Source organism: Klebsiella sp. PK18, from assembly GCF_057784655.1.
The window spans coordinates 3,704,525-3,727,304 of the sequence record NZ_CM173493.1 but is presented as its reverse complement, the minus strand read 5'-3'; the positions used below and the strand labels follow the sequence as shown (position 1 = coordinate 3,727,304).

The 22,780-nt window shown below is 58.1% G+C and carries 24 protein-coding genes; 16 read left to right on the top strand and 8 right to left on the bottom strand.

Annotation, left to right across the window (positions count from 1 at the left end; translation table 11 throughout):
• Window positions 1–84 precede the first annotated feature (84 nt).
• Window positions 85–987, top strand: a complete 903-nt coding sequence (kdoO, locus tag AC3EMD_RS18215; RefSeq protein WP_022065299.1) for a Kdo hydroxylase KdoO — start codon at window positions 85–87, stop codon at window positions 985–987.
• A 27-nt stretch (window positions 988–1,014) separates the two neighbouring features.
• Here kdoO and AC3EMD_RS18210 read toward each other — a convergent pair whose 3' ends face one another.
• Window positions 1,015–2,256, bottom strand: coding sequence for an oligosaccharide MFS transporter (locus tag AC3EMD_RS18210; protein WP_012968644.1), 1,242 nt, complete (start codon window positions 2,254–2,256; stop codon window positions 1,015–1,017).
• 377 nt (window positions 2,257–2,633) lie between these two features.
• Between AC3EMD_RS18210 and bssR the strand changes: the two genes are divergently transcribed.
• A complete protein-coding gene (gene bssR / locus AC3EMD_RS18205; protein WP_012968643.1) occupies window positions 2,634–3,017 on the top strand; it encodes a biofilm formation regulator BssR in 384 nt (127 codons plus the stop codon).
• 115 nt (window positions 3,018–3,132) lie between these two features.
• The gene (locus tag AC3EMD_RS18200; protein ID WP_012542355.1) at window positions 3,133–4,242 is read left to right on the top strand and encodes a PQQ-dependent sugar dehydrogenase; all 1,110 of its coding nucleotides are present in this window, start codon (window positions 3,133–3,135) and stop codon (window positions 4,240–4,242) included.
• Window positions 4,243–4,244: 2 nt separating this feature from the next.
• On the opposite strand, the gene AC3EMD_RS18195 is transcribed toward AC3EMD_RS18200, so the two are convergent.
• Window positions 4,245–4,871, bottom strand: a complete 627-nt coding sequence (locus tag AC3EMD_RS18195) for a glutathione S-transferase family protein (protein WP_008805804.1) — start codon at window positions 4,869–4,871, stop codon at window positions 4,245–4,247.
• A 255-nt stretch (window positions 4,872–5,126) separates the two neighbouring features.
• Here AC3EMD_RS18195 and dacC point away from each other — a divergent pair, with 255 nt between their 5' ends.
• Window positions 5,127–6,329 carry a serine-type D-Ala-D-Ala carboxypeptidase gene (gene dacC, locus AC3EMD_RS18190; RefSeq protein ID WP_004201290.1) on the top strand — a complete coding sequence of 401 codons (1,203 nt, stop codon included), beginning with the start codon at window positions 5,127–5,129 and terminating at the stop codon, window positions 6,327–6,329.
• 39 nt (window positions 6,330–6,368) lie between these two features.
• On the opposite strand, the gene deoR is transcribed toward dacC, so the two are convergent.
• Together deoR and ybjG are read right to left on the bottom strand one after the other, a co-directional pair.
• Window positions 6,369–7,127, bottom strand: coding sequence for a DNA-binding transcriptional repressor DeoR (deoR, locus tag AC3EMD_RS18185; RefSeq protein ID WP_004151717.1), 759 nt, complete (start codon window positions 7,125–7,127; stop codon window positions 6,369–6,371).
• Window positions 7,128–7,229: 102 nt separating this feature from the next.
• Window positions 7,230–7,823: an undecaprenyl-diphosphate phosphatase gene (gene ybjG / locus AC3EMD_RS18180; protein WP_302073632.1), complete on the bottom strand. Its 594-nt coding sequence runs from the start codon at window positions 7,821–7,823 to the stop codon at window positions 7,230–7,232.
• A gap of 325 nt (window positions 7,824–8,148) precedes the next feature.
• Here ybjG and kdeA point away from each other — a divergent pair, with 325 nt between their 5' ends.
• Complete coding sequence (gene kdeA / locus AC3EMD_RS18175) at window positions 8,149–9,381, top strand: multidrug efflux MFS transporter KdeA (protein WP_032732730.1); 1,233 nt, start codon at window positions 8,149–8,151, stop codon at window positions 9,379–9,381.
• Window positions 9,382–9,422: 41 nt separating this feature from the next.
• On the opposite strand, the gene AC3EMD_RS18170 is transcribed toward kdeA, so the two are convergent.
• Window positions 9,423–10,235 carry a Cof-type HAD-IIB family hydrolase gene (locus AC3EMD_RS18170; protein WP_012968637.1) on the bottom strand — a complete coding sequence of 271 codons (813 nt, stop codon included), beginning with the start codon at window positions 10,233–10,235 and terminating at the stop codon, window positions 9,423–9,425.
• Window positions 10,235–11,437, bottom strand: a complete 1,203-nt coding sequence (locus AC3EMD_RS18165) for an MFS transporter (RefSeq protein ID WP_008805808.1) — start codon at window positions 11,435–11,437, stop codon at window positions 10,235–10,237. Before AC3EMD_RS18165 ends, AC3EMD_RS18170 begins: the two co-directional genes overlap by 1 nt.
• Before the next feature lie 82 nt (window positions 11,438–11,519).
• Between AC3EMD_RS18165 and AC3EMD_RS18160 the strand changes: the two genes are divergently transcribed.
• Window positions 11,520–12,083 (top strand): TetR/AcrR family transcriptional regulator, encoded by a 564-nt coding sequence (locus tag AC3EMD_RS18160; RefSeq protein ID WP_012542353.1) that lies wholly within the window; start codon window positions 11,520–11,522, stop codon window positions 12,081–12,083.
• Between the two features lie 179 nt (window positions 12,084–12,262).
• Here the strand turns inward: AC3EMD_RS18160 and AC3EMD_RS18155 are convergent, their stop codons facing one another.
• Entirely contained in the window at window positions 12,263–13,948 is a 1,686-nt protein-coding gene (locus AC3EMD_RS18155; RefSeq protein WP_008805810.1) for an aspartate:alanine antiporter, read from the bottom strand.
• A 267-nt stretch (window positions 13,949–14,215) separates the two neighbouring features.
• On the opposite strand from AC3EMD_RS18155, the gene ybjM reads away from it, so the two are divergent.
• Window positions 14,216–14,599: an inner membrane protein YbjM gene (ybjM, locus tag AC3EMD_RS18150; RefSeq protein WP_008805811.1), complete on the top strand. Its 384-nt coding sequence runs from the start codon at window positions 14,216–14,218 to the stop codon at window positions 14,597–14,599.
• Between the two features lie 6 nt (window positions 14,600–14,605).
• On the opposite strand, the gene AC3EMD_RS18145 is transcribed toward ybjM, so the two are convergent.
• Complete coding sequence (locus tag AC3EMD_RS18145) at window positions 14,606–14,869, bottom strand: GrxA family glutaredoxin (RefSeq protein WP_002896352.1); 264 nt, start codon at window positions 14,867–14,869, stop codon at window positions 14,606–14,608.
• A 202-nt stretch (window positions 14,870–15,071) separates the two neighbouring features.
• Here AC3EMD_RS18145 and AC3EMD_RS18140 point away from each other — a divergent pair, with 202 nt between their 5' ends.
• The 9 genes from AC3EMD_RS18140 (at window position 15,072) to AC3EMD_RS18100 (ending at window position 22,760) form a co-directional block, all read left to right on the top strand.
• Window positions 15,072–15,359, top strand: a complete 288-nt coding sequence (locus AC3EMD_RS18140) for a YbjC family protein (RefSeq protein ID WP_008805812.1) — start codon at window positions 15,072–15,074, stop codon at window positions 15,357–15,359.
• Window positions 15,343–16,065: a nitroreductase NfsA gene (gene nfsA, locus AC3EMD_RS18135; RefSeq protein WP_012542350.1), complete on the top strand. Its 723-nt coding sequence runs from the start codon at window positions 15,343–15,345 to the stop codon at window positions 16,063–16,065. Before AC3EMD_RS18140 ends, nfsA begins: the two co-directional genes overlap by 17 nt.
• A gap of 114 nt (window positions 16,066–16,179) precedes the next feature.
• Complete coding sequence (gene rimK, locus AC3EMD_RS18130; protein ID WP_012542349.1) at window positions 16,180–17,082, top strand: 30S ribosomal protein S6--L-glutamate ligase; 903 nt, start codon at window positions 16,180–16,182, stop codon at window positions 17,080–17,082.
• A gap of 88 nt (window positions 17,083–17,170) precedes the next feature.
• Window positions 17,171–17,650: a type III secretion system chaperone family protein gene (locus tag AC3EMD_RS18125; RefSeq protein WP_002896365.1), complete on the top strand. Its 480-nt coding sequence runs from the start codon at window positions 17,171–17,173 to the stop codon at window positions 17,648–17,650.
• Between the two features lie 348 nt (window positions 17,651–17,998).
• The gene (potF, locus tag AC3EMD_RS18120) at window positions 17,999–19,111 is read left to right on the top strand and encodes a spermidine/putrescine ABC transporter substrate-binding protein PotF (protein WP_002896368.1); all 1,113 of its coding nucleotides are present in this window, start codon (window positions 17,999–18,001) and stop codon (window positions 19,109–19,111) included.
• Window positions 19,112–19,274: 163 nt separating this feature from the next.
• Window positions 19,275–20,408 carry a putrescine ABC transporter ATP-binding subunit PotG gene (gene potG, locus AC3EMD_RS18115; RefSeq protein WP_012542348.1) on the top strand — a complete coding sequence of 378 codons (1,134 nt, stop codon included), beginning with the start codon at window positions 19,275–19,277 and terminating at the stop codon, window positions 20,406–20,408.
• A 10-nt stretch (window positions 20,409–20,418) separates the two neighbouring features.
• Entirely contained in the window at window positions 20,419–21,372 is a 954-nt protein-coding gene (gene potH / locus AC3EMD_RS18110) for a putrescine ABC transporter permease PotH (RefSeq protein ID WP_008805816.1), read from the top strand.
• Complete coding sequence (gene potI / locus AC3EMD_RS18105) at window positions 21,369–22,214, top strand: putrescine ABC transporter permease PotI (protein ID WP_002896372.1); 846 nt, start codon at window positions 21,369–21,371, stop codon at window positions 22,212–22,214. Before potH ends, potI begins: the two co-directional genes overlap by 4 nt.
• 57 nt (window positions 22,215–22,271) lie before the next feature.
• Window positions 22,272–22,760, top strand: a complete 489-nt coding sequence (locus tag AC3EMD_RS18100; RefSeq protein ID WP_008805817.1) for a YbjO family protein — start codon at window positions 22,272–22,274, stop codon at window positions 22,758–22,760.
• The last annotated feature ends 20 nt before the right edge of the window (window positions 22,761–22,780 follow it).

The window sequence follows — 22,780 nt, the reverse complement described above, 5'->3', positions numbered from 1 at the left end:
CCCGTCATTTACGTTGTAATCTACAAAATGATAACAATTTCTTTACTAAATACCTCGATGACCGCGAGGAGAAGAGGCAAGGAAATGACACCAACAGGCTCCCCGGTGGCGATAGCCACCCTGCCATTCAGTAATCTGGAGATCCCCCCGCAACCGCCGCAGATCCAACACTCCCTTGAGCAGGGGAATGTGCTCTATCTGCCGCAGCTGGCGTTTTCATTAACCGCCACGGAGCAGGCATTGCTGACCCCTGAGCTGGTCGCGCCGCGGCGCAAGAATATCAGCTATCAACCCGACACCCGCACGCTCAGAGGCGTGGCGGATAAGCAGAAAACGGCTGCCATCGCCCGGTTGATGGCGCGTTACCACCAGATGACGCTGCAGCTGATCGACGCGTTATTGCCAGGCTATGGCGAGGCGCTGCACCATCCGCAAACCAGTCTGCGTCTGCATCCCATTACCGCCTGGCGTGAAACGACCTCCTGGCGCAAAGACGATTCGCGCCTGCATGTGGACGCATTCCCGTCGCGCCCGGTCAAGGGTGATCGTATTCTGCGCATCTTTTGCAATATTCATCCCCGCGGCGAACCGCGAACCTGGCGGACAGGGGAGCATTTCGATACCCTCGCGGCACGCTTTCTGCCGCGGCTGAAACCCTGGTCGCCGTCAGGCGCCTGGCTGCTGGCAGCGCTGGGGATCACCAAAAGTCGGCGTAGCCATTACGATCATCTGATGCTGGCCCTGCACGATGCGATGAAAAGCACCCCTGAGTACCAGCGACAGGGGGTGCAGCAGGAGATCGACTTTGCCGCCGGCAGTACCTGGATCTGCTTTTCCGATCAGACCCCGCACGCCGCGATGCGCGGCCAGTATCTGCTTGAGCAGACCTTTCTGTTGCCGGTGAAAGCGATGAGTCACCCGCAGCTCTCGCCGCTGCGGGTGCTGGAAACGCTCCTGCAAAAGCCGTTAGTCGCGCGCAACGTGTAGCGCCCGGCGTGGCTACCGGGCAGAGGATTATTGCGCCGGGGTAACGGCCCCGGAAGGCCTGGCGCTGGGCTTTTTCGGCTCGCGCTTATCCTTCAGGGTGAAAATGGAGATCAGCGTAAAGAGCCCGGCGATGCCGCCGAGGATCAGATAGGTGTCGGCGAAGCCAATGGTATCGTACAGATAGCCTGCCAGCGGAGAGTAGATGGCGGTGGCGATCGAGGCGACAAACAGCACCAGCAAATAGACCGTCGAAGAGAGCTTGTGGTCGAAGTTGGCAGCGATGAATTTAAAGACCGATACCAGAATTAACGGTTTCTCCAGGGCATGCATCATTTTCACCGCGCCAATCCACACCGGACCGAGGGGCACGGCTGACCCGACAATACGTACCGACATGATCAACCCGGCGATGATCAGCGCCCATTTGGCGCCGGTCCGGTTAACAAACCACGGCATCAGGCATAAGAACAGCGTTTCGCCGCACACCTGAATGGAGGCGAGGATCCCATACCAGCGGTTGCCTTCCTCCGGCGTCGGGAACTGCAGCGAGAAATACTGGGCAAACTGCTGATCGTAGGTGTCATAAATTTGCGTGACGAACAGGGTAAAGAGCAGCAGCATCCAGAACTGACCATTCTTCGCCAGCTCGAGGGCATGGGAGACCTTCAGCGATTCGCTTCGCGCCACATCGGCGTCGGTTAATTCAATTTTGGTCAGCATAAAGCAGATGGCGGCGATGACGATGGCAAGGCTGGCGAGCCAGAAGGCCAGATTAGGATTGCTGTCGATATATTTACCCACAATCCAGGCCGCCGCTGCCCAGCCTAACGAGCCCCACATCCGCACCCGACCGTATTCGAACTGGTAGCGACGGGAAATCTTATCGATGTAAGAGTCGATCACCCCGCAGCCGGAGTTAAAGATGATCCCCAGATAGATCCCCCCCAGCAGCGCGCCGAACCAGAAATTGTGCACCAGCAGCGGCGCGTAAACATAGATAAAGAAGGGGCCCACCGGCAGGAGCAGGGCGACCAGCAGCCAGATAAGCCGTTTTTTCAGGCCGAACTTGTCGGAGATAAAGCCGAAGAAAGGTTGCATCAGCAGGGCGATAAAAGCGTTGACCGAGTACAGCAGGCCAGTCTTCGTGGCGCTGATGCCAAGATGCTGGGTGGTCCAGATGACGAAGAAAGCCATGGTCGACGACCAGGCGAACAGGTAGAGGAAATCGAAAAGACTCAACAGGAGGTAGTTTCTTTTACCGGGCGTCATGTTTCAGTTCCTTGCAAACGGGCAGAGAGATTATCAGCGATCCGCGGGCAGCGTTCGCTGTTTTTATGAAATGTTATACGTATTACATTAATGATTTGTTATGGCATTCTGGCTGGCGATCGCGCAATAGCATTTGTGGTGTAGTGTGATCTTAGCAGCACTATTTCCGCCTTTTAATGGTAATAATCGCGAGTTGATTTCTTTTGAAATTAATTGTGATCGTATACCATTATATTTGGTATATATCCTACAAAGCGGTAAGGTTGTCACATTGTAAAGGGTGTTACAGGCTTGGGAATAATTGACCTGGCGCATCATTTTGCACAAAAAATAACCGCATCATGAGAAGGGTAAAGGACGACAGAGGAGGAACTGTGATGACCGTTGACAGACAATATCGCCACCTTTTGCAGAAGCTCATCAATGCCAATATCGATATTGATGCCTATCTGCAGCTGCGAAAGGCTAAAGGCTACATGTCAGTCAGCGAAAATGACCATCTGCGTGATAACTTGTTTGAGCTTTGCCGTGAAATGCGTGCGCAGGCCCCGCGCCTGCAGAATGTCGTTTCACCGGAGGAGAAGGAGGCCCTTCGCCTGGCGGGCGAGTCCCTCGCCGCCGCTGCAGTATGCCTGATGAGCGGGCATCATGATTGTCCGCTGTACATCGCTGTTAACGTAGAGAAGCTAGAACGCTGTCTGACAGGATTGACTTCAAATATTCATAAATTGAATAAATTGTCGCCAATCACTCATGCCTGATCGGCTGAAACTCAGGGGAAGTGGACGCTTCCCCTGTTAAAGGTTATGTAAAAATCCCCGCGCAAATTTCCCCGCTGGCTACCCTTTAGCGCAGAGCTGACTAAAGGAGAATGCCATGCGTCCGATCCCGCTGCTGTTGATATTGAGCGCCTTAGCGCTGCCAGCCCTGAGCCAGGCCGCGGTGCGGGTGGAGGTATTGCAAAACCGGCTGGCCCATCCGTGGGGCCTGGCGTTTCTCCCTGACGATCAGGGCATGTTGATTACTTTGCGCGGCGGCGAGCTCAAGCGCTGGCAGCCAGGTAAAGGCCTGTCGGCGCCGATATCCGGCGTGCCGCAGGTGTGGGCCAACGGCCAGGGCGGCTTACTGGATGTGGCGCTGGCGCCGGATTTTGCGCAGTCGCGGCGGGTTTGGCTGAGCTATGCGGAAAGCGACGCCAGCGGCAAAGCGGGCACCGCGGTAGGCTACGGGCGGTTAAGTGAGGATGCCACGCAGCTGTCGAACTTTACCGTGGTGTTTCGCCAGCAGCCGAAGCTCTCCGTGGGCAATCATTTCGGTGGCCGGCTGGTGTTCGACGGCAAAGGGTATCTGTTTATCGGTCTGGGAGAGAACAATCAGCGCGCCACCGCCCAGGAGCTCAGCAAGCTGCAGGGGAAAGTGGTCCGCCTGACGGAGAGCGGGGACGTTCCACCGGATAATCCCTTTGTCGGCCGGGCTGACGCCAGGCCAGAGATCTGGGCCTACGGTATTCGCAATCCGCAGGGCATGGCGATGAACCCATGGAGCGACGCGCTGTGGCTCAATGAGCACGGCCCCCGCGGCGGGGATGAAATTAACATCCCGCAGGCGGGGAAAAACTACGGCTGGCCGCTGGCGACGCATGGCATTAACTACAGCGGCCTGCCGATCCCGGAGGCCAAGGGCAAGACGGCCCCGGGTACCGAGCCTCCCCTGTATGTCTGGCCGGTCTCCCCAGGGGTGAGCGGGATGGCCTTTTACGCGGCGCAGACTTTTCCCCAGTGGCAGCATAAGCTGTTTATCGGCGCGCTGAAGGAGACGTCGCTTATTGTCTTATCGGTGGACGGTAATCAGGTCCGCGAGGAGGGGAGGTTACTGGAGGCGCGCGGGAAGCGTATCCGCGACGTCCGCGTGGGACCCGACGGCTATCTGTACGTATTAACCGACGAGTCTAACGGCGAACTGTTGCGCTTGAGTCCGGAGGGTTAACCTCAGGTGACCGGGATCTTCACGACCGCGTGCCAGGCGGGGCGCTGGCTAATCTGCTGATACCAGCGCTGCAGATGGGGCCGCGGTTGCCAGGTATCGAGGATCGTCAGCAGATTGTAGACGAAGGGGGCAACGGCAATATCGCCAAGGCCGAAGTGCTCGCCAGAGAGCCATGGCGTTTTCGCCAGTTCGTCATCAAGCATGGCAAACAGCGATTCACAGGCGCCGATCCCCGCGGCGATGACCGCCGGATCGCGCTGCTCCGGCGGCGTCCTGACCAGGCCCATTAACACCGGGCGATGGGCGGGAGAGAGCGTGCCGTTGGACCAGTCCATCCACTTTTCCCCTTGCGCGCGCTGCGCCGGTGCGGCCAGCCACAGGCGATCGACGCCGTACTGGGCGGCAAGGTAGCGAATAATGGTATTTGATTCCCACAACACCACCCCGGTAGCATCGTCTTTTAACAGCGGCACCAGCCCGTTCGGGTTCATCGCCAGATATTCCGGGTCATGATTGAGACCAAACTCCAGCCCGGCGAGGATCTGCTCATAAGGAAGATCCAACTCCTCCAGCACCCAGCGTACTTTCTTCACGTTGGTCGAGTTATTACGTCCCCACAGTGTAATCATTTTCGCTCCTGAGTTTGTTTCACTGCCGTTGCAGCGCGATCGGCGATCATGTTGGGATAAAGTTAATATTTAGGCAATCACGATCAAAAAAGTTGTTCTGATTAAAGCACAGCGGCACGTTATTGCGTAAACTTTAAAAACTTTACCAACTCGCTGTTTCTTTAAGGTCATTTGTACGCTTTACTCACCGGTTGCTGCGGCGCGGTCAGAGTGGTGCGGCATATTTTGTTTGGAAAGGATACTTGGGTGGCTCTTATGATGCATGACGCTTTTTCCCTTCGCGGCCTCGCTGCAGGTTGCGCGCTGTTATTTCTTGTCGCACCTGCGGTGCAGGCTGCAGAACAACTCCCCGACGCCCCTTCGATTGACGCTCGCGCCTGGATCCTGATGGACTACGCCAGCGGGAAGGTGCTCAGCGAAGGCAATGCCGATGAAAAACTCGACCCGGCCAGTCTGACGAAGATCATGACCAGCTACGTGGTGGGGCAGGCGATAAAAGCGGGAAAAATCAAGCTCACCGATATGGTGACCGTCGGACGTGATGCCTGGGCGACCGGCAACCCGGCGCTGCGCGGCTCATCGGTGATGTTCCTCAAGCCCGGCATGCAGGTCTCGGTGGAAGATCTGAATAAAGGGGTCATTATTCAGTCCGGTAACGACGCCAGCATTGCCATTGCCGACTACGTGGCGGGTAGCCAGGACGCATTCGTCAGCCTGATGAACGGCTATGCCAAAAAAATGGGGCTGACCAACACCACCTTTATGACCGTCCACGGCCTTGATGCGCCGGGTCAGTTCAGTACCGCCCGCGATATGGCGCTGCTGACCAAAGCGATGATCCACGATGTGCCGGAAGAGTACGCGGTACATAAAGAGAAAGAGTTCACCTTCAATAAAATTCGCCAGCCGAACCGCAACCGTCTGCTGTGGAGCACCAACCTCAACGCCGATGGTGTGAAAACCGGGACCACCGCCGGGGCCGGCTATAACCTGGTCTCCTCGGCCACCCAGGGTGATATGCGTCTGATCGCCGTGGTACTGGGGACCAAAACTGACCGCATTCGCTTTAACGAGTCAGAAAAACTGCTGACCTGGGGCTTCCGCTTCTATGAAACCGTGACGCCGATTAAACCGGATGCCACCTTCGTTACCCAGCGCGTGTGGTTTGGCGACAGCAGCGAAGCGAAACTGGGAGCCGGCGAGGCGGGCTCTATCACCCTGCCGAAGGGCCAGCTGAAAAACCTGAAAGCCAGCTACACCTTAAATCAGCCGCAGCTTACCGCGCCGCTGGAGAAGGGGCAGGTGGTCGGGACTATCGACTTTAAGCTGAATGATAAAACCATCGAGCAGCGCCCGCTGATCGTCATGGAGCCGGTGAAAGAGGGCGGTTTCTTCAGCCGGATGATCGACTTCGTACTGATGAAACTCCACGGCTGGTTCGGCAGCTGGTTCTCCTGATGCCATGACCGCGCCCGGCGGGGCGCGGTCAGTGACGCCTCAATACAGCAGGGAGATCTGCTGCGCCTTCGCCAGCGCGACCAGCTCATCATCCGGGCAGATATCGCTGGCGATCACGTCAAATTTCGCTAACGCCCCCATGCGCGCCGGACGCACTTTGCCAAACTTACTGTGGTCGACCACCAGCACATGGTAGCGCGCGTGACGCATCGCCCAGTGCTTGACCGGCAGCTCCTCCAGGTTATAGCAGGTCGCCCCCTGCTCGCAGTCAATGCCTGCCGCCGAGTAAAAGGCGATGTCGGGGCTCAGATGGCTGAGGGTATCCTCAAGGCTCAGCGGCATAAAAATCGCGTTGCTGGCGTGAAATTCCCCACCGCACAGGACCGCCCGGCACTGTGGTTTCTCCTGCAGGGCCAGGAAGGTATTCAGGGAGTAACAGACGCCGGTGAAGGGCAGGGCATCATCGATGGCGTCAATGATCCACGGCGTGGTGGTCCCGCAGTCGAAGAAAGCCATCTGATGGGCCTCCAGCAGCGCGGCCGCATGGCGAGCGGCGCGGCGCTTTTCCTCGACCAGCCGGGTTTTTTGATCGCTTAGCAGGTAATGGGTGGCGCTGCGCGGCTCCAGCACAATGTATCCGCCGAGCAGCACAACCGGGCCGCTGTGGCCATTGAGGTCGCGACGAATGGTCATTTCCGACACCCCAAGCAGGGAGGCGGCTTCTTTCAGATGTAGCTTATCGCTGCGTTTGAGTGCCTGAATGAGCTGACTGATACGTTCGTCACGGCGAGTTTCCATATTCCCTCTGCGCTAAAATCGCCCTGCGGGGGCAGGGCGTTAGCGGGATTTTACCTGTCGCTTACGGGTTAGTCACGCGGTGGCCGCAGCGACGGCTGGCGTTTAGCCGCGTACCCAGCCTTTGCGGATCGGCAGGGAGAAGCAGAGACGATACAGTCGCTGCAGCTGGCGATACAGCGCCGGGCCGAACGTATGCCAGATCAGCGCCGCGCCAAGGCAGTCGCACATTCCGGCCAGCAGACCACCGACCATATCCAGCGGCCAGTGCACGCCGAGATAGACGCGGGACCAGGCGATGGCGGCGGCGATGGCCATCAGCAGCGCGCCGGACCACAGGCGGTGCCAGAACAGAAAAGCCAGGGCAAAGGTAAAGCTGACGGTGCCATGATCGCTGGGGAAGGAGTCGTCCGCCGCGTGATGCAGGAAGTTATAGCCTACGCCGGCGACAAACGGCCGATCGTGCGGATAGAGGTGGCCGATCGCCCACGACACGGTCAGGCTAATTATCAGCGCCAGCATCAGCTTAAACACCATCTGCCGCTGGGCAGGCCCCCACAGCCATAATGTCACTACCAGCAAGGGCACGATCAGAATCAGATCTTTGGCGATCAGGATCGCCACCTCAATGGCCCACTGCGGCGAGGCCGGCGTCGCGTTGATCAGGGCGAACAGCGCGTAGTTAATATTTTCCAGCATAGACTTCCAGGCTCGTTGGTCCGATAGCAAATAAGCCGCCTACCCTAAAAAAAAGCGGTGTGGAGATAAAGCAGCATTGTCTTAAAGATCAGGTTGTTAAGAAATCTTGCAAATGGATTTCAATGCTAACCGCCTGAAAAGCGCCAGTATATCGTTTGTCACATTGCTGAAACATAAACGGAATATATACGCAGGCTGAATAGCAGGGGGAGAGTCTGGAGGGGGGGCGCAATTCGCAATATTGTGCGGTGTCACCCACAATTCACTATCTCCGCGCCGGGAGTTTCATTACACTTTGCGCGATTTTTGATAGATAAGAGATTTCATGCAAAATTATTCGCTTTCAGGCCGCCGCCTCGGAAGGCAGGCGTTGCTGTTCCCGCTATGTCTGGTGCTGTACGAGTTTTCCACCTATATTGGCAACGATATGATCCAGCCGGGTATGCTGGCCGTGGTTCAGGAGTTTCAGGTGGGCAACGAATGGGTACCTACCTCGATGACCGCCTATCTGGCCGGCGGCATGTTTTTACAGTGGCTGCTGGGGCCGCTGTCGGACCGTATTGGCCGCCGCCCGGTGATGTTGACCGGGGTGGTGTGGTTTATCGTCACCTGCCTGGCGACGCTGCTGGCGCAGACCATTGAGCAGTTTACCCTGCTGCGCTTCCTGCAGGGGATCAGCCTGTGCTTTATCGGCGCGGTAGGCTATGCGGCGATCCAGGAGTCTTTTGAGGAGGCGGTGTGTATCAAAATCACCGCCCTGATGGCCAACGTGGCGCTGATTGCTCCGCTGCTGGGGCCGCTGGTGGGCGCCGCCTGGGTGCACGTGCTGCCGTGGGAGATGATGTTCGTCCTGTTCGCCGTGCTGGCGGGCATCTCGTTCGTCGGGCTGCAGCGGGCGATGCCGGAAACTGCGACGCGGTTGGGCGAAAAGCTGTCGGTCAAAGAGCTGGGTCGTGACTATCGTCTGGTGCTGAAAAACCTGCGCTTCGTCGCCGGCGCGCTGGCGACAGGCTTTGTCAGCCTGCCGTTGCTGGCGTGGATTGCCCAGTCGCCGGTGATTATTATCAGCGGCGAACAGGCCACCAGCTATGAGTATGGCATGCTGCAGGTGCCGATTTTCGGCGCGCTGATTGCCGGTAACCTGGTGCTGGCGCGCCTCACTTCGCGCCGTACCGTGCGCTCGCTGATTATCATGGGCGGCTGGCCGATCATGTTTGGTCTGATCCTCTCCGCGGCGGCGACCGTGGTCTCTTCCCACGCTTATTTGTGGATGACCGCCGGCCTGAGCTTCTACGCCTTCGGAATTGGCCTCGCGAATGCCGGTCTGGTGCGCTTAACGCTGTTCGCCAGCGAGATGAGCAAAGGCACGGTCTCGGCGGCGATGGGAATGCTGCAGATGCTGATCTTCACCGTCGGCATCGAGCTCAGCAAACATGCTTATGAACTGGGGGGCAACGGCTTGTTCAGCCTGTTTAACCTGCTGGGCGGGGTACTGTGGCTGGGGCTGATGATCTACTTCCTGAAAGATAAAAGCGTCGGCAATTCGCAGCAGGCGTAACCGGTGGCAAACCCGGATGCACAAAGGCATCCGGGGTCTTATCAGGCGAACGGCGCTTCGCGATTTAACACCTTATCAATAATCTGCAGCACGCCTTCTTCGTTGTTGTGCGGCGCGTGATGGCTGGCGACAGCTTTGACGTCTTCCCGGGCGTTGGCCATGGCAAAGCCAAATCCGGCGTGCTGCAGCATCTCGATATCATTGCCGCTATCGCCGAACGCCACCACCTCATGATCCTCAATGCCCCAGCGCTGCTGCAAAATGCGCAAGCCGTTGGCTTTGTGCACCCCAGGCATAATTAAGTCAATACTGCCGTAGCCGGTGGCCACCGCGGTGACCATATCCCCCAGCGCCGCGTGCAGCTTCGGCTGAATTTCCGGGATCAGGCTGTCCGGTACGTTGAGACCAAATTTGAGGATCGCGTCATCAAGGTGGTTAAAATCATCCACCAGTTCGAGGCGGTGATAATACTTCGCCGCCACATTCTTCAGCGCGTCGTTATAGCGGTTGAGAGTGTAGGCGCTGCGCTTCCCGCAGGCGATGATTTCGATATTCGGCAGGGTCTGCAGATGATCGACCACGGCGTTGAAATGGTGGAGCGGCAGTTGGCAGTTGAAGACGTCTTCATTGCCGCTCACCACCCAGCCGCCGTTTTCCGCCACAAAGGCGATCTGATGGGCGATCTCCGGGAAAAAGGAGATCAGCTGATAATACTGGTTGCCGCTGGCGACCACGAAGCGAATATTCTGTTCACGCATTCGCTGGTACTGGGCGAGGAAGCGCGGCCGGTTGTAAGTTTTGGCATCGCTTAAAAAGGTGCCGTCCATATCCACCGCAATCAGTTTGATGCTCATTAGCTGTTCTCCATAACGGGTTCAGATTGTGGCTTAGCCACCGCGCGGGCGACCAGTGCCGCCACCATCACCAGACCCAGCACCACCATCATGGCGCTGCGCAGGCCGAAGTGTTCGCCGAGGAAGCCCAGCAGCGGCGGCCCGACGAGGAAAGCAAGATAACCGGTGATCGCCACCACGCTGACACGCTTGGGCGCGTCCGGCCCGGTATCGCTGGCGGCGGAGATGGTCAGCGGGAAGCCGAGCGAGGCGCCAATGCCCCACAGCAGTACCGAGATGCCCGCCACCCAGGGGTTATCGACGAAGATGATCAGGCCAATACCCAGGGCGCCCATCACCGCGCTGCCGCGGACCACCGTCACCCGGCTGTAGCGATCGATAAACCAGCCGCCGGTAAAGCGGCCCAGCGTCATGCCGAGGGTGAAGCCGGCATAGATCAGCGAGCCGGAGGTGGGGCTAAAGCCGTGGCCGTCCACCATCAGCAGCGGCAGCCAGTCGTTGGCCGAGCCTTCGGCAAAGGCCATCGCCAGGACGATGACCCCGATCAGCAGCAACTGCGCGTCGCGCCATACCGGCAGACCTTTCGCCTCTCCGTGGGCGGCTTCGGCGGCATTTTTACCGGTGCCATCGGGAATGGCGCGGATGGCAATGGCGATGGGCAGAATAGCCACCAGCGCGGCCGCCAGGATATGCGGGGCGGCAGGCAGGCCGAATCCGGTCACTGCCATGCCCACCCCGGCGCCGAACAGGGTGCCGAAACTGTAAAAGCCATGCATCATCGGCAGCACCGTTTTATTCATCTCTCGCTCGATGGCCGCGCCTTCGACGTTAATAGCGACTTCGGCGGAGCCAAAGCTGGCGCCAAAGATGGCCAGGCCGAAGGCGAACAGCGGGGCGGAAGAGACCCACAGGGCCAGGCTGAGCACCAGCATGCCGAGTACGGCGAAGGACATGGTGGTGCGGATAACCTTGCGGGTACCAAAGCGCTTCACCAGCCACGCTGAGCAGAGAATACCGCTCATCGACCCCACCGACAGACCAAACAGCACCACGCCCATTTCTGCCGTAGAAAGCATCAACTGATCGCGGATCGCCGGCGTGCGGGTGGCCCAGGAGGCCATTAATAAGCCGGGGATGAAAAAGAACATAAACAGCGCCCACAGCCGAAGCTGGAGCGCTCTGCGCGAGGTTTGCGTCGTCATCCGTAAACGCCTTAAAGGAGAAGAGTGAAGACAACAGTAGCAAGCATGTGTACATTTGTACATAAACCGGAAGAGGAAAATTATGGCCCGTAGACCGAACGATCCGCAGCGCCGCGAGCGCATCCTGCAGGCGACGCTGGACACCATCGCGGCGCACGGCGTCCAGGCGGTGACGCACCGCAAAATCGCCCTCTGCGCGAATGTGCCGCTGGGGTCGTTGACCTATTATTTCAGCGGCATCGAGGCGCTGGTTGAGGAGGCGTTCAGCCTGTTTACCGCCGAGATGTCGGCGCAGTATCAGCAATGCTTTGCCGGGGTAACGAACCGGGAACAAGCCTGCGATGCCATCGCGGAGCTGATCTTCAGCGCCCAGGTGACCACGGCGCGCAATATGGAGCTGATGTATCAGCTGTACGCGTTCTGCAGCAGTCAGCCGGCGCTAAAGGGGGTGATGCAGAACTGGATGCGGCGCAGCCAGCAGACGCTGGAGCAATGGTTCGCCCCCGATACCGCCCGCGGTCTCGACGCCTTTATTGAAGGGATGACCTTGCACTTTGTCACCGACCGCGCGCCGCTGTCGAAGGCGGCAATCCGGCTGCTGGTTGGGCAGCTGGCGGGGGAGAGGGCGCAGGAAGAGGGGCGCTGAGGCGGTGCGAGACATGCGTGAGGGATAAATTCAGGCAACAAAAAACCCATCAACCTTGAACCGAAGTGGCGGGGTTGATGGGCTCCACAAAATGGGGACATCAAAGAAAAGCAGTGGCATTACTTATGACTGATGCCCTGAGAAAAAGTTCTGCCTGTGACGGCTTTTTTCTCAAAAATTTATTGTAGCCCTGGCCAGATGATCACGATGAGCGTCCCGGCAAGGGTAAGCAGCACGTTGGCGATGGCGTAGGTGCCTGCGTAGCCGAGCGCCGGAATGTTGCTGCGCGCGGTATCGCTGATGATCTCCATTGCCGGGGCGCAGGTGCGGGCGCCCATCATGGCGCCAAACAGCATTGCCCGGTTCATGCGCAGCACATAGGCGCCGAACAGGAAGCAGATCACTACCGGCAACAGGCTGACAATAAGCCCTGCCGCCAGCATCTGACCGCCGACGGCGCCCAGACCGTTATTGATCCCGGCCCCGGCGCTGAGTCCGACCCCGGCCATAAACACCATCAGGCCAAACTCTTTCACCATGTTCAGCGCCCCCTGCGGGATATAGCCGAAGGTTGGGTGGTTGGCGCGCAGGAAGCCAAGCATAATGCCGGCGAACAGCAGGCCGGCGGCGTTGCCGATGCCGAAGCTAAAAGAGCTGAACTGGAAGGTGATCATGCCGATCATCAGGCCGACGATAAAGAAGGCGCAGAAGGCCAGCAGGTCGGTCACCTGGCTGTGAATGGAGATGAAGCCGATGCGGTCGGCCACGGTTTTTACGCGGCGGGCGTCGCCGCTGACCTGCAGCACGTCGCCTTTGTTCAGCACTACGTTATCGTCGATAGGCATTTCAATCTGGCTGCGGATCACCCGGTTTAAGAAGCAGCCGTGGTCGGTGAGTTTCAGCTGCGCCAGGCGGCGGCCGACGGCGTTGTGATTTTTGACCACAATCTCTTCGGTGACGATGCGCATGTCGAGCAGATCGCGGTCGAATACCTCTTTGCCGTTACGGAAGCTCGGGTCGAGGCGGGCGTGCGCGTCCGGATAGCCCACCAGCGCAATATCGTCGCCCATCTGCAGCACCGCGTCGCCGTCCGGGTTGGCCAGAATGCCGTTGCGGCGGATGCGTTCGATATAGCAGCCGGTCTGACGATAAATCCCCAGTTCGCGCAGATTTTTGCCATCCGCCCAGGCCACCAGCTCCGGGCCAACGCGGTAGGCGCGGATCACCGGCAGGTACACTTTACGTTTTGAATCGGTATCGAGGCCGCGCTCGCGGGCGATTTGCTGGGCGCTGGTCTGCAGATCCTGATGCTGCAGCTTGGGCATATAGCGGGCGCCGACGATCAGACTCACCAGGCCGACCAGGTAGGTCAGGGCATAGCCGAGGCTCAGATGATCAAGCGACTGCGCCAGCTGATCGCTGGGCAGGCCGAAATGGCGCAGGGTGTCGCCCGCGCCCACCAGCACCGGGGTGGAGGTCATGGCGCCCGCCAGCATACCGGCGGTAAGACCAATATCCCAGCCGAACACTTTGCCCAGCACGGTGGCGATCAGCATCGCGCTGCCGACCATCACCAGCGCCAGCATCAGGTAGTTTTTGCCGTCGCGGAAAAAAATGGAAAAAAAGTTGGGTCCGGCTTCCACGCCGACGCAAAAAATAAACAGCATAAAGCCGAGATTAAGGGCATCAGTGTTAATCGCGAAATGCTGCTGACCTAATAAGAGAGAAACGACTAAAACGCCAATGGAATTACCAAGTTGTACTGAGCCGAGACGCAGTTTTCCCAGGCATAGTCCTAATGCAAGTACAACGAATAATAACAGGATGTAATTCCCGTTTAACAAATCTGCGACGTTTATATTCACGAAAGCCAACTTCTCATTTACTAGTAAGTTGTTGAAGGAAATGGTTATTTGGTCTAAGGTTGCTCAGGCGTTCGCGTTGTGGCGAACCTATTCTGGCACCCTGTTATAACCAGCAAAAATATACCCGCTAGTTTAATCCTTCCTGGATGCGGCGGCTAGTGACAATCGTTTTTAGGCTGGTTGGGGAGTTATTGGCATGGATTGCCGAAATGCTTTATCTGACTGGGCGACGTGGACGTGAGTTAGAGGCAACATCAGGAGGATACGGTGAAGTCTGAGCGTAGTTGGGCCGGTATTATCTGCGGCTTCGTTCTGTTCATTGTGGTGTGCTTATCGCTGCTATTACATATGAAAGGGGCCTTTCGCGCCAGCGGCAACCCGGAGTTGGGCCTGCTCTTCTTTTTGCTGCCAGGGGCGGCGGCGAGCTGCCTCTCTCCCGGACAGCGGGTACTGCGTCCTTTGCTGGGTGCGATGCTGGCGGCGCCGGTCTGTATGGTGACGATGCGGCTGTTCTTCGTGACGCACAGAACGTTCTGGCAGGAGATGGCGTGGGTACTGAGCGCGGTGTTCTGGTGCGCGCTCGGGGCGTTGTGCTTTTTGTTTATCTGCGCCTGGCTTGATACCTGGCGCAGTCACTCATCGAGCAAATAAATTGACTCAGGCAAACAGGCCAAGGTTCTCTTTCGCCCAGGCTTCGAAATCGGTGCAACCGCCGATGTGTTTCTGGTCGACGAAGATCTGCGGCACGGTTTCAACCGGTTTGCCGACGGTCTTTTCCAGGTCAGCTTTGCTGATGCCTTCGGCGTGAATATCCACGTAACGGTAGTTAAAATCATCACGCTCGTTGGTCAGTTTTTCTGCCAGCTCTTTGGCGCGAACGCAGTAAGGGCAGCCTGGACGACCAAAAATAACGGTAAACATTGCTTCTCTCCTTAAACCTCAGCCGGATGGCGAATGGCGCTTATGATGCCTGCATTGACCGGTGAGGGAAAGAAGGTTCTGCCTTTTGCTTCGATGGTTTACGGCTATGTTTGATAAATGTCGTACTATCAAAACCCGTATACTGACCCGGCGGCGTAGTGAGATTGTCTGATGCGCCGCGCTTATCAACCGGAGAGGCGTGATGCGAAAATTTGCCCCGTTGCCGAAAAGCATTCTCCTGGTTGAGATCCTCGGGATGGGGCTGTTAACCCTCGCCTGGCTCTCGCTTAACCAGTATGTCCAGCTGCCTGCGCCCATTGCCAGCCCGACCGCGGCGCTGGTGATGCTCTTTGCCGGGATCGTGCTGATGATCCCCGCCGCCATCGTCGTTATGTGGCGGATGGCGCAGATCGTGGCCCCGCAGTTAACGCACTCTCCAAAGCCTGAATCCTTGTCTGACAGAGAAAAACGTAATGACGCCGACCATTGAGCTGCTGCGCAGCCACCGTTCCATCCGCCACTTCACCGATGCCCCCGTGAGCGACGAACAGCGCGCAGAGATTATCGCCAGCGCGCAAGCGGCATCTACCTCGAGTTTTTTACAGTGCACCTCCATCATCCGTATTACCGACCCCGCGCTGCGTGAGCAACTGGTCCCGCTGACCGGCGGCCAGCAGCACGTCGCCCAGGCGGCGGAGTTTTGGGTTTTCTGCGCCGACTTTAACCGCCACCTGCAGATTTGCCCACAGGCGCAGCTGGGGCTGGCTGAACAGCTGCTGATCGGCGTCGTCGATACGGCGCTGCTGGCGCAAAACGCGCTGATTGCCGCCGAGTCCCTCGGGCTGGGCGGCGTCTATATCGGCGGGTTGCGTAATAGCATCGAGGCGGTGACCGAGCTGCTGGCGCTGCCGCAGCACGTCCTGCCGCTGTTCGGTCTTTGCCTTGGCTGGCCGGCGGATAACCCGGACATCAAGCCGCGGATGCCGGCCGCCATGCTGGTGCATGAGAACCACTATCAGCCGCTGGATAACGCGCTGCTGGCGGACTATGACGACCAGCTGGCGCACTATTATCTGTCGCGCGGCAGCAACGCCCGCCGCGATACCTGGAGCGATCATATCCGTCGCACTATCGTGAAAGAGAGTCGTCCGTTTATTCTCGACTATCTGCATAAGCAGGGGTGGGCAACACGCTGATTACGTGTACACTGCTGCTCCGGCCAGGTGATCTCCGCCGCCGGCCGCAGGAAAGGTGAAAGTGTGTTCGATAGCTGAGGCCCGCCAGAGCGGGTCTTTTTGCAGAGGTGCAGGATGAAAATTGCCATATTATCCCGGGATGGAACGCTTTATTCATGTCGACGCCTGCGCGAAGCGGCGCAACAGCGCGGGCATCAGGTCGAGATCCTCGATCCGCTTTCCTGTTATATGAATGTCAGTCCGGTGGCATCGTCCATCCACTACAAAGGGCGTCAGCTACCGCATTTTGATGCGGTGATCCCGCGGATTGGCTCGGCGATCACCTACTATGGCACCGCGGCTTTGCGTCAGTTTGAACTATTGGGAAGCTATCCGCTGAATGAGTCGGTCGCCATCACCCGCGCTCGCGATAAGCTGCGCTCGCTGCAGCTGCTGGCGCGCCAGGGCATCGATTTGCCGCTGACCGGCATCGCTCACTCCCCCGATGACACCAGCGACCTGATCGCCATGGTGGGCGGGGCACCGCTGGTGGTGAAGCTGGTGGAAGGCACCCAGGGGATCGGCGTGGTGCTGGCGGAGACCCGTCAGGCGGCGGAGAGCGTGATCGACGCCTTTCGCGGGCTGAATGCGCATATTCTGGTGCAGGAATATATTGCCGAGGCGAAAGGCTGCGATATTCGCTGCCTGGTGGTCGGCAATGAGGTGGTGGCGGCGATCGAACGGCGGGCTAAAGAGGGCGACTTTCGTTCTAACCTGCACCGCGGCGGCATGGCCACGGTGGCGCAGATTAGCGACGAGGAGCGGGCGATTGCCATCAAGGCGACGCAAACCCTTGGGCTCGATGTCGCCGGTGTTGATATTTTACGCGCCACCCGCGGGCCGCTGGTGATGGAGGTGAATGCCTCGCCGGGGCTGGAAGGGGTGGAAACCACCACCGGCGTGGACATCGCCAGCCGGATGATCGCCTGGATCGAGCGCCAGGCGACGCCGGAATTCTGTTTGAAAATAGGCGGCTAGCCGCTGGATGCAAGTCTGTCATGGTATGCGGCGCTTTTTTTGCGTAAGCTATGGCGTCGTTTTTTCATTGTAAGGGGTCACAGGCACTATGGATTCACTGGTCGTTCCAGGTCTGGATACGCTACGCCGCTGGCTGGATGAGATCGGCATCAGCTTTTTTGAGTGCGATTCCTGCCAGGCATTGCATCTGCCGCATATGCAGAATTTCGACGGTATTTTTGATGCCAAAATTGACCTGGTAGACAACGTGGTGCTCTTTTCCGCCCTCGCGGAGGTGAAGCCGTCCGCTCTGCTGGCGCTGTCGGCGGATCTCTCGGCTATCAACGCCAGTTCGTTAACTGTGAAGGCGTTTATCGATATTCAGGACGATAACTTGCCCAAGCTGGTGGTCTGTCAGTCGTTGTCTATCGGCCCGGGGGTGACCATGGAGCAGTTCGCCTGGTTCTTCCGCCAAAGCGAAGAGCAGATCTCAATGGTGATCCTCGAAGCCGGCGCCAACCAGCTGCTGTACAAAGGCGAAGAAGAAGAGCCCGCGGCGGAAAACGTGCAATACCATTTTCTTCACTAAACCTGCCTAAAATTAGCGCAGCCACTACCGCAGCGGCTGCGTATTACCCGCTTTTATTCTGCGTTTATCCTTCTCTTAAAGCATTATTCACCGCCATTCAGGCCGTTTTGGCTTATCACGTAGACCGTTATTGCATAAAAATTTGATAAAAGGCGTTTTTTTACCTGGGCTATAGCCTCTTATTCTGGCTACAGTTATTCTGGCGATGCTTCCAGTTGCGAGCAACCACTCCGGGAGAGATCCGCTCTCCTTTTCTCAGGCAATGAAAAAATATGCATGATTCTTGCATGCGTTGAAATGCGTATATTTGAGCCCGTAAATTAACGGGCGTTGAGAAGGATAAGAGATATGACCGCCTTTGGTAAAAAATGGTTAACAGGTCTGGTTACGGGTGCGCTGATGGCCGTCTCTGCCGGTTCGCTCGCCGCCGAACAAAAAACCCTGCATGTTTATAACTGGTCTGATTATATTGCGCCGGACACGGTAGCGAATTTTGAAAAAGAGACCGGGATTAAAGTCGTGTATGACGTTTTTGATTCCAACGAAGTACTGGAAGGCAAATTAATGGCCGGCAGCACCGGTTTCGACCTGGTGGTACCGTCGGCAAGCTTCCTTGAGCGCCAGCTGGCGGCGGGCGTGTTCCAGCCGCTGGACAAGAGCAAGCTGCCCAACTGGAAGAACCTTGATCCCGAAGTGTTGAAGCTGGTCGCCAAGCATGACCCTGAGAATAAATACGCCATGCCTTACCTGTGGGCGACGACGGGCATTGGCTACAACGTGGATAAGGTGAAAGCCGTCCTCGGTAAAGATGCGCCGGTGGACAGCTGGGATCTGGTGCTGAAGCCGGAGAACCTTGAAAAACTGAAAAGCTGCGGCGTCTCCTTCCTCGACGCGCCGGAAGAGATTTTCGCCACCGTGCTGAACTACCTCGGCAAGGATCCGAACAGCAGCAAAGCGGATGATTACACCGGCCCGGCGACCGATCTGCTGCTGAAGCTGCGGCCGAACATTCGCTACTTCCACTCTTCGCAATATATTAATGACCTTGCCAACGGCGACATCTGCGTTGCGATCGGCTGGGCAGGGGATGTCTGGCAGGCGGCCAACCGCGCGAAAGAGGCGAAGAACGGCGTCAACGTCTCCTACTTTATTCCGAAAGAAGGCGCGCTGGCGTTCTTTGATGTCTTTGCCATGCCGGCCGACGCCAAGAATAAAGATGAAGCCTATCAGTTCCTTAACTATCTGATGCGCCCGGATGTGATCGCTAAAATCAGCGACCAGGTGTTCTACGCCAACGGCAACAAGGCCTCCACACCGCTGGTCAGCGAGACAATCCGTAACAACCCGGCGATTTATCCGCCAGCGGATGTGTTCGCCAAACTGTTCACGCTGAAGGTGCAGGATCCGAAGATTGACCGCGTGCGCACTCGCGCGTGGACCAAAGTGAAGAGCGGCAAATAATCTCTGACGGCCCGTCGAACACGGGCCGAATCAGATCTGCACTCGCCGGGAAATGGCAGCGCGCCCGGCGAGCAGAAGCACCAGGATGGTGCAATTGCACTGTTAAGCACGAAGTATGGCACCGGACCATATGGTGATCGTTTTTTTGCCGGAGAGCACCCGATTGAACGACGTAATGCCCCGCCCACAGGCGAAAGCCCCCAAAGCGCTGACCCCGCTACTGGAAATCCGTAACTTAACCAAGTCGTTTGATGGCCAGCACGCGGTCGACGACGTCAGTCTCACTATCTATAAAGGCGAAATTTTTGCTCTGCTGGGCGCATCAGGCTGCGGGAAATCGACCCTGCTGCGTATGCTGGCGGGCTTTGAACAACCGACCGCCGGGCAGATTATGCTCGACGGCGTGGATCTGGCGCGCGTGCCGCCCTATCAGCGGCCTATCAATATGATGTTCCAGTCCTACGCCCTGTTTCCCCATATGACCGTTGAGCAGAATATCGCCTTCGGTCTGAAGCAGGATCGTCTGCCTAAGGCGGAAATCACCGCCCGGGTGCAGGAGATGCTGGCTCTGGTGCATATGCAGGAATATGCCAAACGCAAGCCGCACCAGCTCTCTGGCGGCCAGCGCCAGCGCGTCGCGCTGGCGCGTAGCCTGGCGAAACGGCCGAAGCTGCTGCTGCTCGATGAGCCGATGGGCGCGCTGGACAAAAAGCTGCGCGATCGCATGCAGCTGGAGGTAGTGGATATTCTCGAACGCGTTGGCGTGACCTGCGTGATGGTGACTCACGACCAGGAAGAGGCGATGACCATGGCGGGCCGTATCGCCATCATGAACCGCGGCAAGTTTGTGCAGATTGGCGAACCGGAAGAGATTTACGAGCACCCGACCACCCGCTATAGCGCCGAGTTCATCGGCTCGGTAAACGTCTTTGAAGGGCTGGTGAAGGAGCGTCTGGAGGATGGCCTGGTGTTGAGTTCGCCAGGACTGGTGCACCCGCTGAAGGTCGACCCCGACGCGTCGGTGGTGGACAACGTGCCGGTCTGGGTGGCGCTGCGCCCGGAGAAGATCATGCTGTGCGATGAACCGCCGGCGGACGGCTACAATTTTGCCGTCGGCGAGGTGATTCATATCGCCTATCTCGGGGATCTCTCTATCTATCATGTGCGCCTGCAAAGCGGGCAGATGATCAGCGCCCAGTTGCAGAATGAACACCGCCATCGGAAAGGAACGCCCACCTGGGGTGACGAGGTGCGTTTATGCTGGGATGCGGATAGCTGCGTAGTGCTGACGGTGTAAGGAGAGGGCGATGAGTACCGTTGAATCCCCGTCAGGGGCGAAAAAACCGGGCGGCTTCGGGCTGTGGGCGGCGCGCCTGCAGATGGCGCATGGCCGCAAGCTGGTGATTGCGCTGCCCTATCTGTGGCTGATCCTGTTGTTCATGCTGCCGTTCCTGATCGTGTTCAAGATAAGTCTTGCCGAGATGGCGCGGGCGATCCCTCCCTACACCGAGCTGATGGAGTGGGCGGATGGCCAGCTGACGCTGACCCTCAACTTTGCCAACTTCCTGCAGTTGACTGACGATCCGCTCTATTTCGAAGCTTATCTCCAGTCGCTGCAGGTGGCGGGCATATCGACGATCTGCTGCCTGCTGCTGGGCTATCCGCTGGCCTGGGCGGTGGCGCACAGCAAGCCGTCGACGCGCAATATTCTGCTGCTGCTGGTGATCCTGCCGTCGTGGACGTCATTCTTAATCCGCGTCTATGCCTGGATGGGGCTGCTGAAAAGCAACGGGGTGTTGAATAACTTCCTGCTGTGGTTAGGGGTTATCGATCAGCCGCTGGAGATCCTGCACACCAACCTGGCGGTGTATATCGGTATTGTGTATGCCTATCTGCCGTTTATGGTGCTGCCGATCTACACCGCGCTGACCCGCATCGACTATTCGCTGGTGGAGGCCTCGCTGGATCTCGGTGCCCGGCCGCTGAAGACCTTCTTCCAGGTGATCGTCCCGCTCACCAAAGGCGGCATTATTGCCGGCTCCATGCTGGTGTTTATCCCGGCGGTGGGGGAGTTCGTGATCCCGGAACTGCTGGGCGGGCCGGACAGCATTATGATTGGCCGCGTGCTGTGGCAGGAGTTCTTTAACAACCGCGACTGGCCGGTCGCCTCGGCGGTGGCGATTGTCATGCTGCTGCTGCTGATCGTGCCGATCATGTGGTTCCACAAGCACCAGCAAAAACAGATGGGAGAGCAGGGATGAACGACTTGCCGGTAGTACGCTCGCCGTGGCGCATTCTGATCCTCGTGCTTGGGTTCACCTTCCTCTATGCCCCGATGCTGATGCTGGTGATCTACTCGTTCAACAGCTCGAAGCTGGTAACGGTCTGGGCCGGGTGGTCGACGCGCTGGTATAGCGAACTGTTCCACGATGATGCGATGATGAGCGCGGTAGGGTTGAGCCTGACCATCGCCGCCTGCGCGGCGACGGCGGCGGCGATCCTCGGTACCATCGCCGCGGTGGTGATGGTGCGTTTTGGACGCTTTCGCGGGTCTAATGGCTTCGCATTTATGATCACCGCGCCGCTGGTTATGCCGGACGTGATCACCGGTCTCTCGCTGCTGCTGCTGTTCGTGGCGCTGGGACATGCCATTGGCTGGCCGTCGGATCGCGGGATGTTGACCATCTGGCTGGCGCACGTCACCTTCTGTACCGCCTACGTGGCGGTGGTGATCTCCTCGCGGCTGCGTGAGCTGGACCACTCGATTGAAGAGGCGGCGATGGATCTGGGCGCCGCGCCGCTGAAGGTCTTTTTCGTCATCACGCTGCCGATGATTATGCCAGCGGTGATCTCCGGCTGGCTGCTGGCGTTCACGCTGTCGCTGGATGACCTGGTGATCGCCAGCTTTGTCTCCGGTCCCGGGGCTACGACGTTACCGATGCTGGTCTTCTCCAGCGTGCGCATGGGGGTCAACCCGGAGATTAACGCCCTGGCGACGCTCATCCTTGGCGTGGTCGGTATTGTTGGTTTTATCGCCTGGTATTTGATGGCCCGCGCAGAAAAGCAGCGAGTGCGCGATATCCAGCGTGCAAGACAAGGCTGAACCACCTAAAATCGGTACAGCAGCCTCCGGTCGGCGCCACCCTGTGGCGCCGTTTTCATGGAAGACATTACGTTGGGATTGTTTACGAAAACTCGCTCATCGCATGCCCGCCTTAACGTCCCTGCGCTGGTGCAGGTGGCGGCCTTTGCTATTATTTTGATTCGCGCTCTGGACCTGCTGATGATCCTCAATCTGTTGGGTCTGCAGGGGCTGAACGAATTCATTCACCGCAGCGTCCAGACCTGGAACCTGACGCTGGTCTTCCTCGGCAGCCTGGCGCTGGTATTTGTCGAAATCTGGTGTGCCTTCTCGCTGGTGAAAGGGCGCAACTGGGCGCGCTGGGTCTATCTGCTGACGCAGATTATCGCCGCCGGCTACCTGTGGGCGGCGTCGCTGGGCTATGGGTATCCGGAACTGTTCAGCATTCCCGGCGAATCCAAACGGGAGATCTTCCACTCGCTGGTGATGCAAAAACTGCCGGATCTGCTGGTTCTGACGCTGCTGTTTGTGCCGGCGAACTGCCGTCGGTTTTTCCGCCTGCAATAACGGTGATACAATCCCCGCCC

Bases quoted from the DNA above. Each gene is read 5' to 3' on its own strand.
- AC3EMD_RS18210 (WP_012968644.1), bottom strand. From the start codon at position 2,256: ATGACGCCCGGTAAAAGAAACTACCTCCTGTTGAGTCTTTTCGATTTC.
- AC3EMD_RS18200 (WP_012542355.1), top strand. From the start codon at position 3,133: ATGCGTCCGATCCCGCTGCTGTTGATATTGAGCGCCTTAGCGCTGCCA.
- AC3EMD_RS18170 (WP_012968637.1), bottom strand. From the start codon at position 10,235: ATGAGCATCAAACTGATTGCGGTGGATATGGACGGCACCTTTTTAAGC.
- deoR (WP_004151717.1), bottom strand. From the start codon at position 7,127: ATGGAAACTCGCCGTGACGAACGTATCAGTCAGCTCATTCAGGCACTC.
- kdeA (WP_032732730.1), top strand. From the start codon at position 8,149: ATGCAAAATTATTCGCTTTCAGGCCGCCGCCTCGGAAGGCAGGCGTTG.
- bssR (WP_012968643.1), top strand. From the start codon at position 2,634: ATGACCGTTGACAGACAATATCGCCACCTTTTGCAGAAGCTCATCAAT.
- potF (WP_002896368.1), top strand. From the start codon at position 17,999: ATGACCGCCTTTGGTAAAAAATGGTTAACAGGTCTGGTTACGGGTGCG.
- kdoO (WP_022065299.1), top strand. From the start codon at position 85: ATGACACCAACAGGCTCCCCGGTGGCGATAGCCACCCTGCCATTCAGT.
- AC3EMD_RS18125 (WP_002896365.1), top strand. From the start codon at position 17,171: ATGGATTCACTGGTCGTTCCAGGTCTGGATACGCTACGCCGCTGGCTG.
- AC3EMD_RS18140 (WP_008805812.1), top strand. From the start codon at position 15,072: ATGCGAAAATTTGCCCCGTTGCCGAAAAGCATTCTCCTGGTTGAGATC.
- AC3EMD_RS18100 (WP_008805817.1), top strand. From the start codon at position 22,272: ATGGAAGACATTACGTTGGGATTGTTTACGAAAACTCGCTCATCGCAT.
- rimK (WP_012542349.1), top strand. From the start codon at position 16,180: ATGAAAATTGCCATATTATCCCGGGATGGAACGCTTTATTCATGTCGA.
- AC3EMD_RS18160 (WP_012542353.1), top strand. From the start codon at position 11,520: ATGGCCCGTAGACCGAACGATCCGCAGCGCCGCGAGCGCATCCTGCAG.
- AC3EMD_RS18145 (WP_002896352.1), bottom strand. From the start codon at position 14,869: ATGTTTACCGTTATTTTTGGTCGTCCAGGCTGCCCTTACTGCGTTCGC.
- potH (WP_008805816.1), top strand. From the start codon at position 20,419: ATGAGTACCGTTGAATCCCCGTCAGGGGCGAAAAAACCGGGCGGCTTC.
- ybjG (WP_302073632.1), bottom strand. From the start codon at position 7,823: ATGCTGGAAAATATTAACTACGCGCTGTTCGCCCTGATCAACGCGACG.
- nfsA (WP_012542350.1), top strand. From the start codon at position 15,343: ATGACGCCGACCATTGAGCTGCTGCGCAGCCACCGTTCCATCCGCCAC.
- dacC (WP_004201290.1), top strand. From the start codon at position 5,127: ATGATGCATGACGCTTTTTCCCTTCGCGGCCTCGCTGCAGGTTGCGCG.
- AC3EMD_RS18195 (WP_008805804.1), bottom strand. From the start codon at position 4,871: ATGATTACACTGTGGGGACGTAATAACTCGACCAACGTGAAGAAAGTA.
- AC3EMD_RS18165 (WP_008805808.1), bottom strand. From the start codon at position 11,437: ATGACGACGCAAACCTCGCGCAGAGCGCTCCAGCTTCGGCTGTGGGCG.
- potI (WP_002896372.1), top strand. From the start codon at position 21,369: ATGAACGACTTGCCGGTAGTACGCTCGCCGTGGCGCATTCTGATCCTC.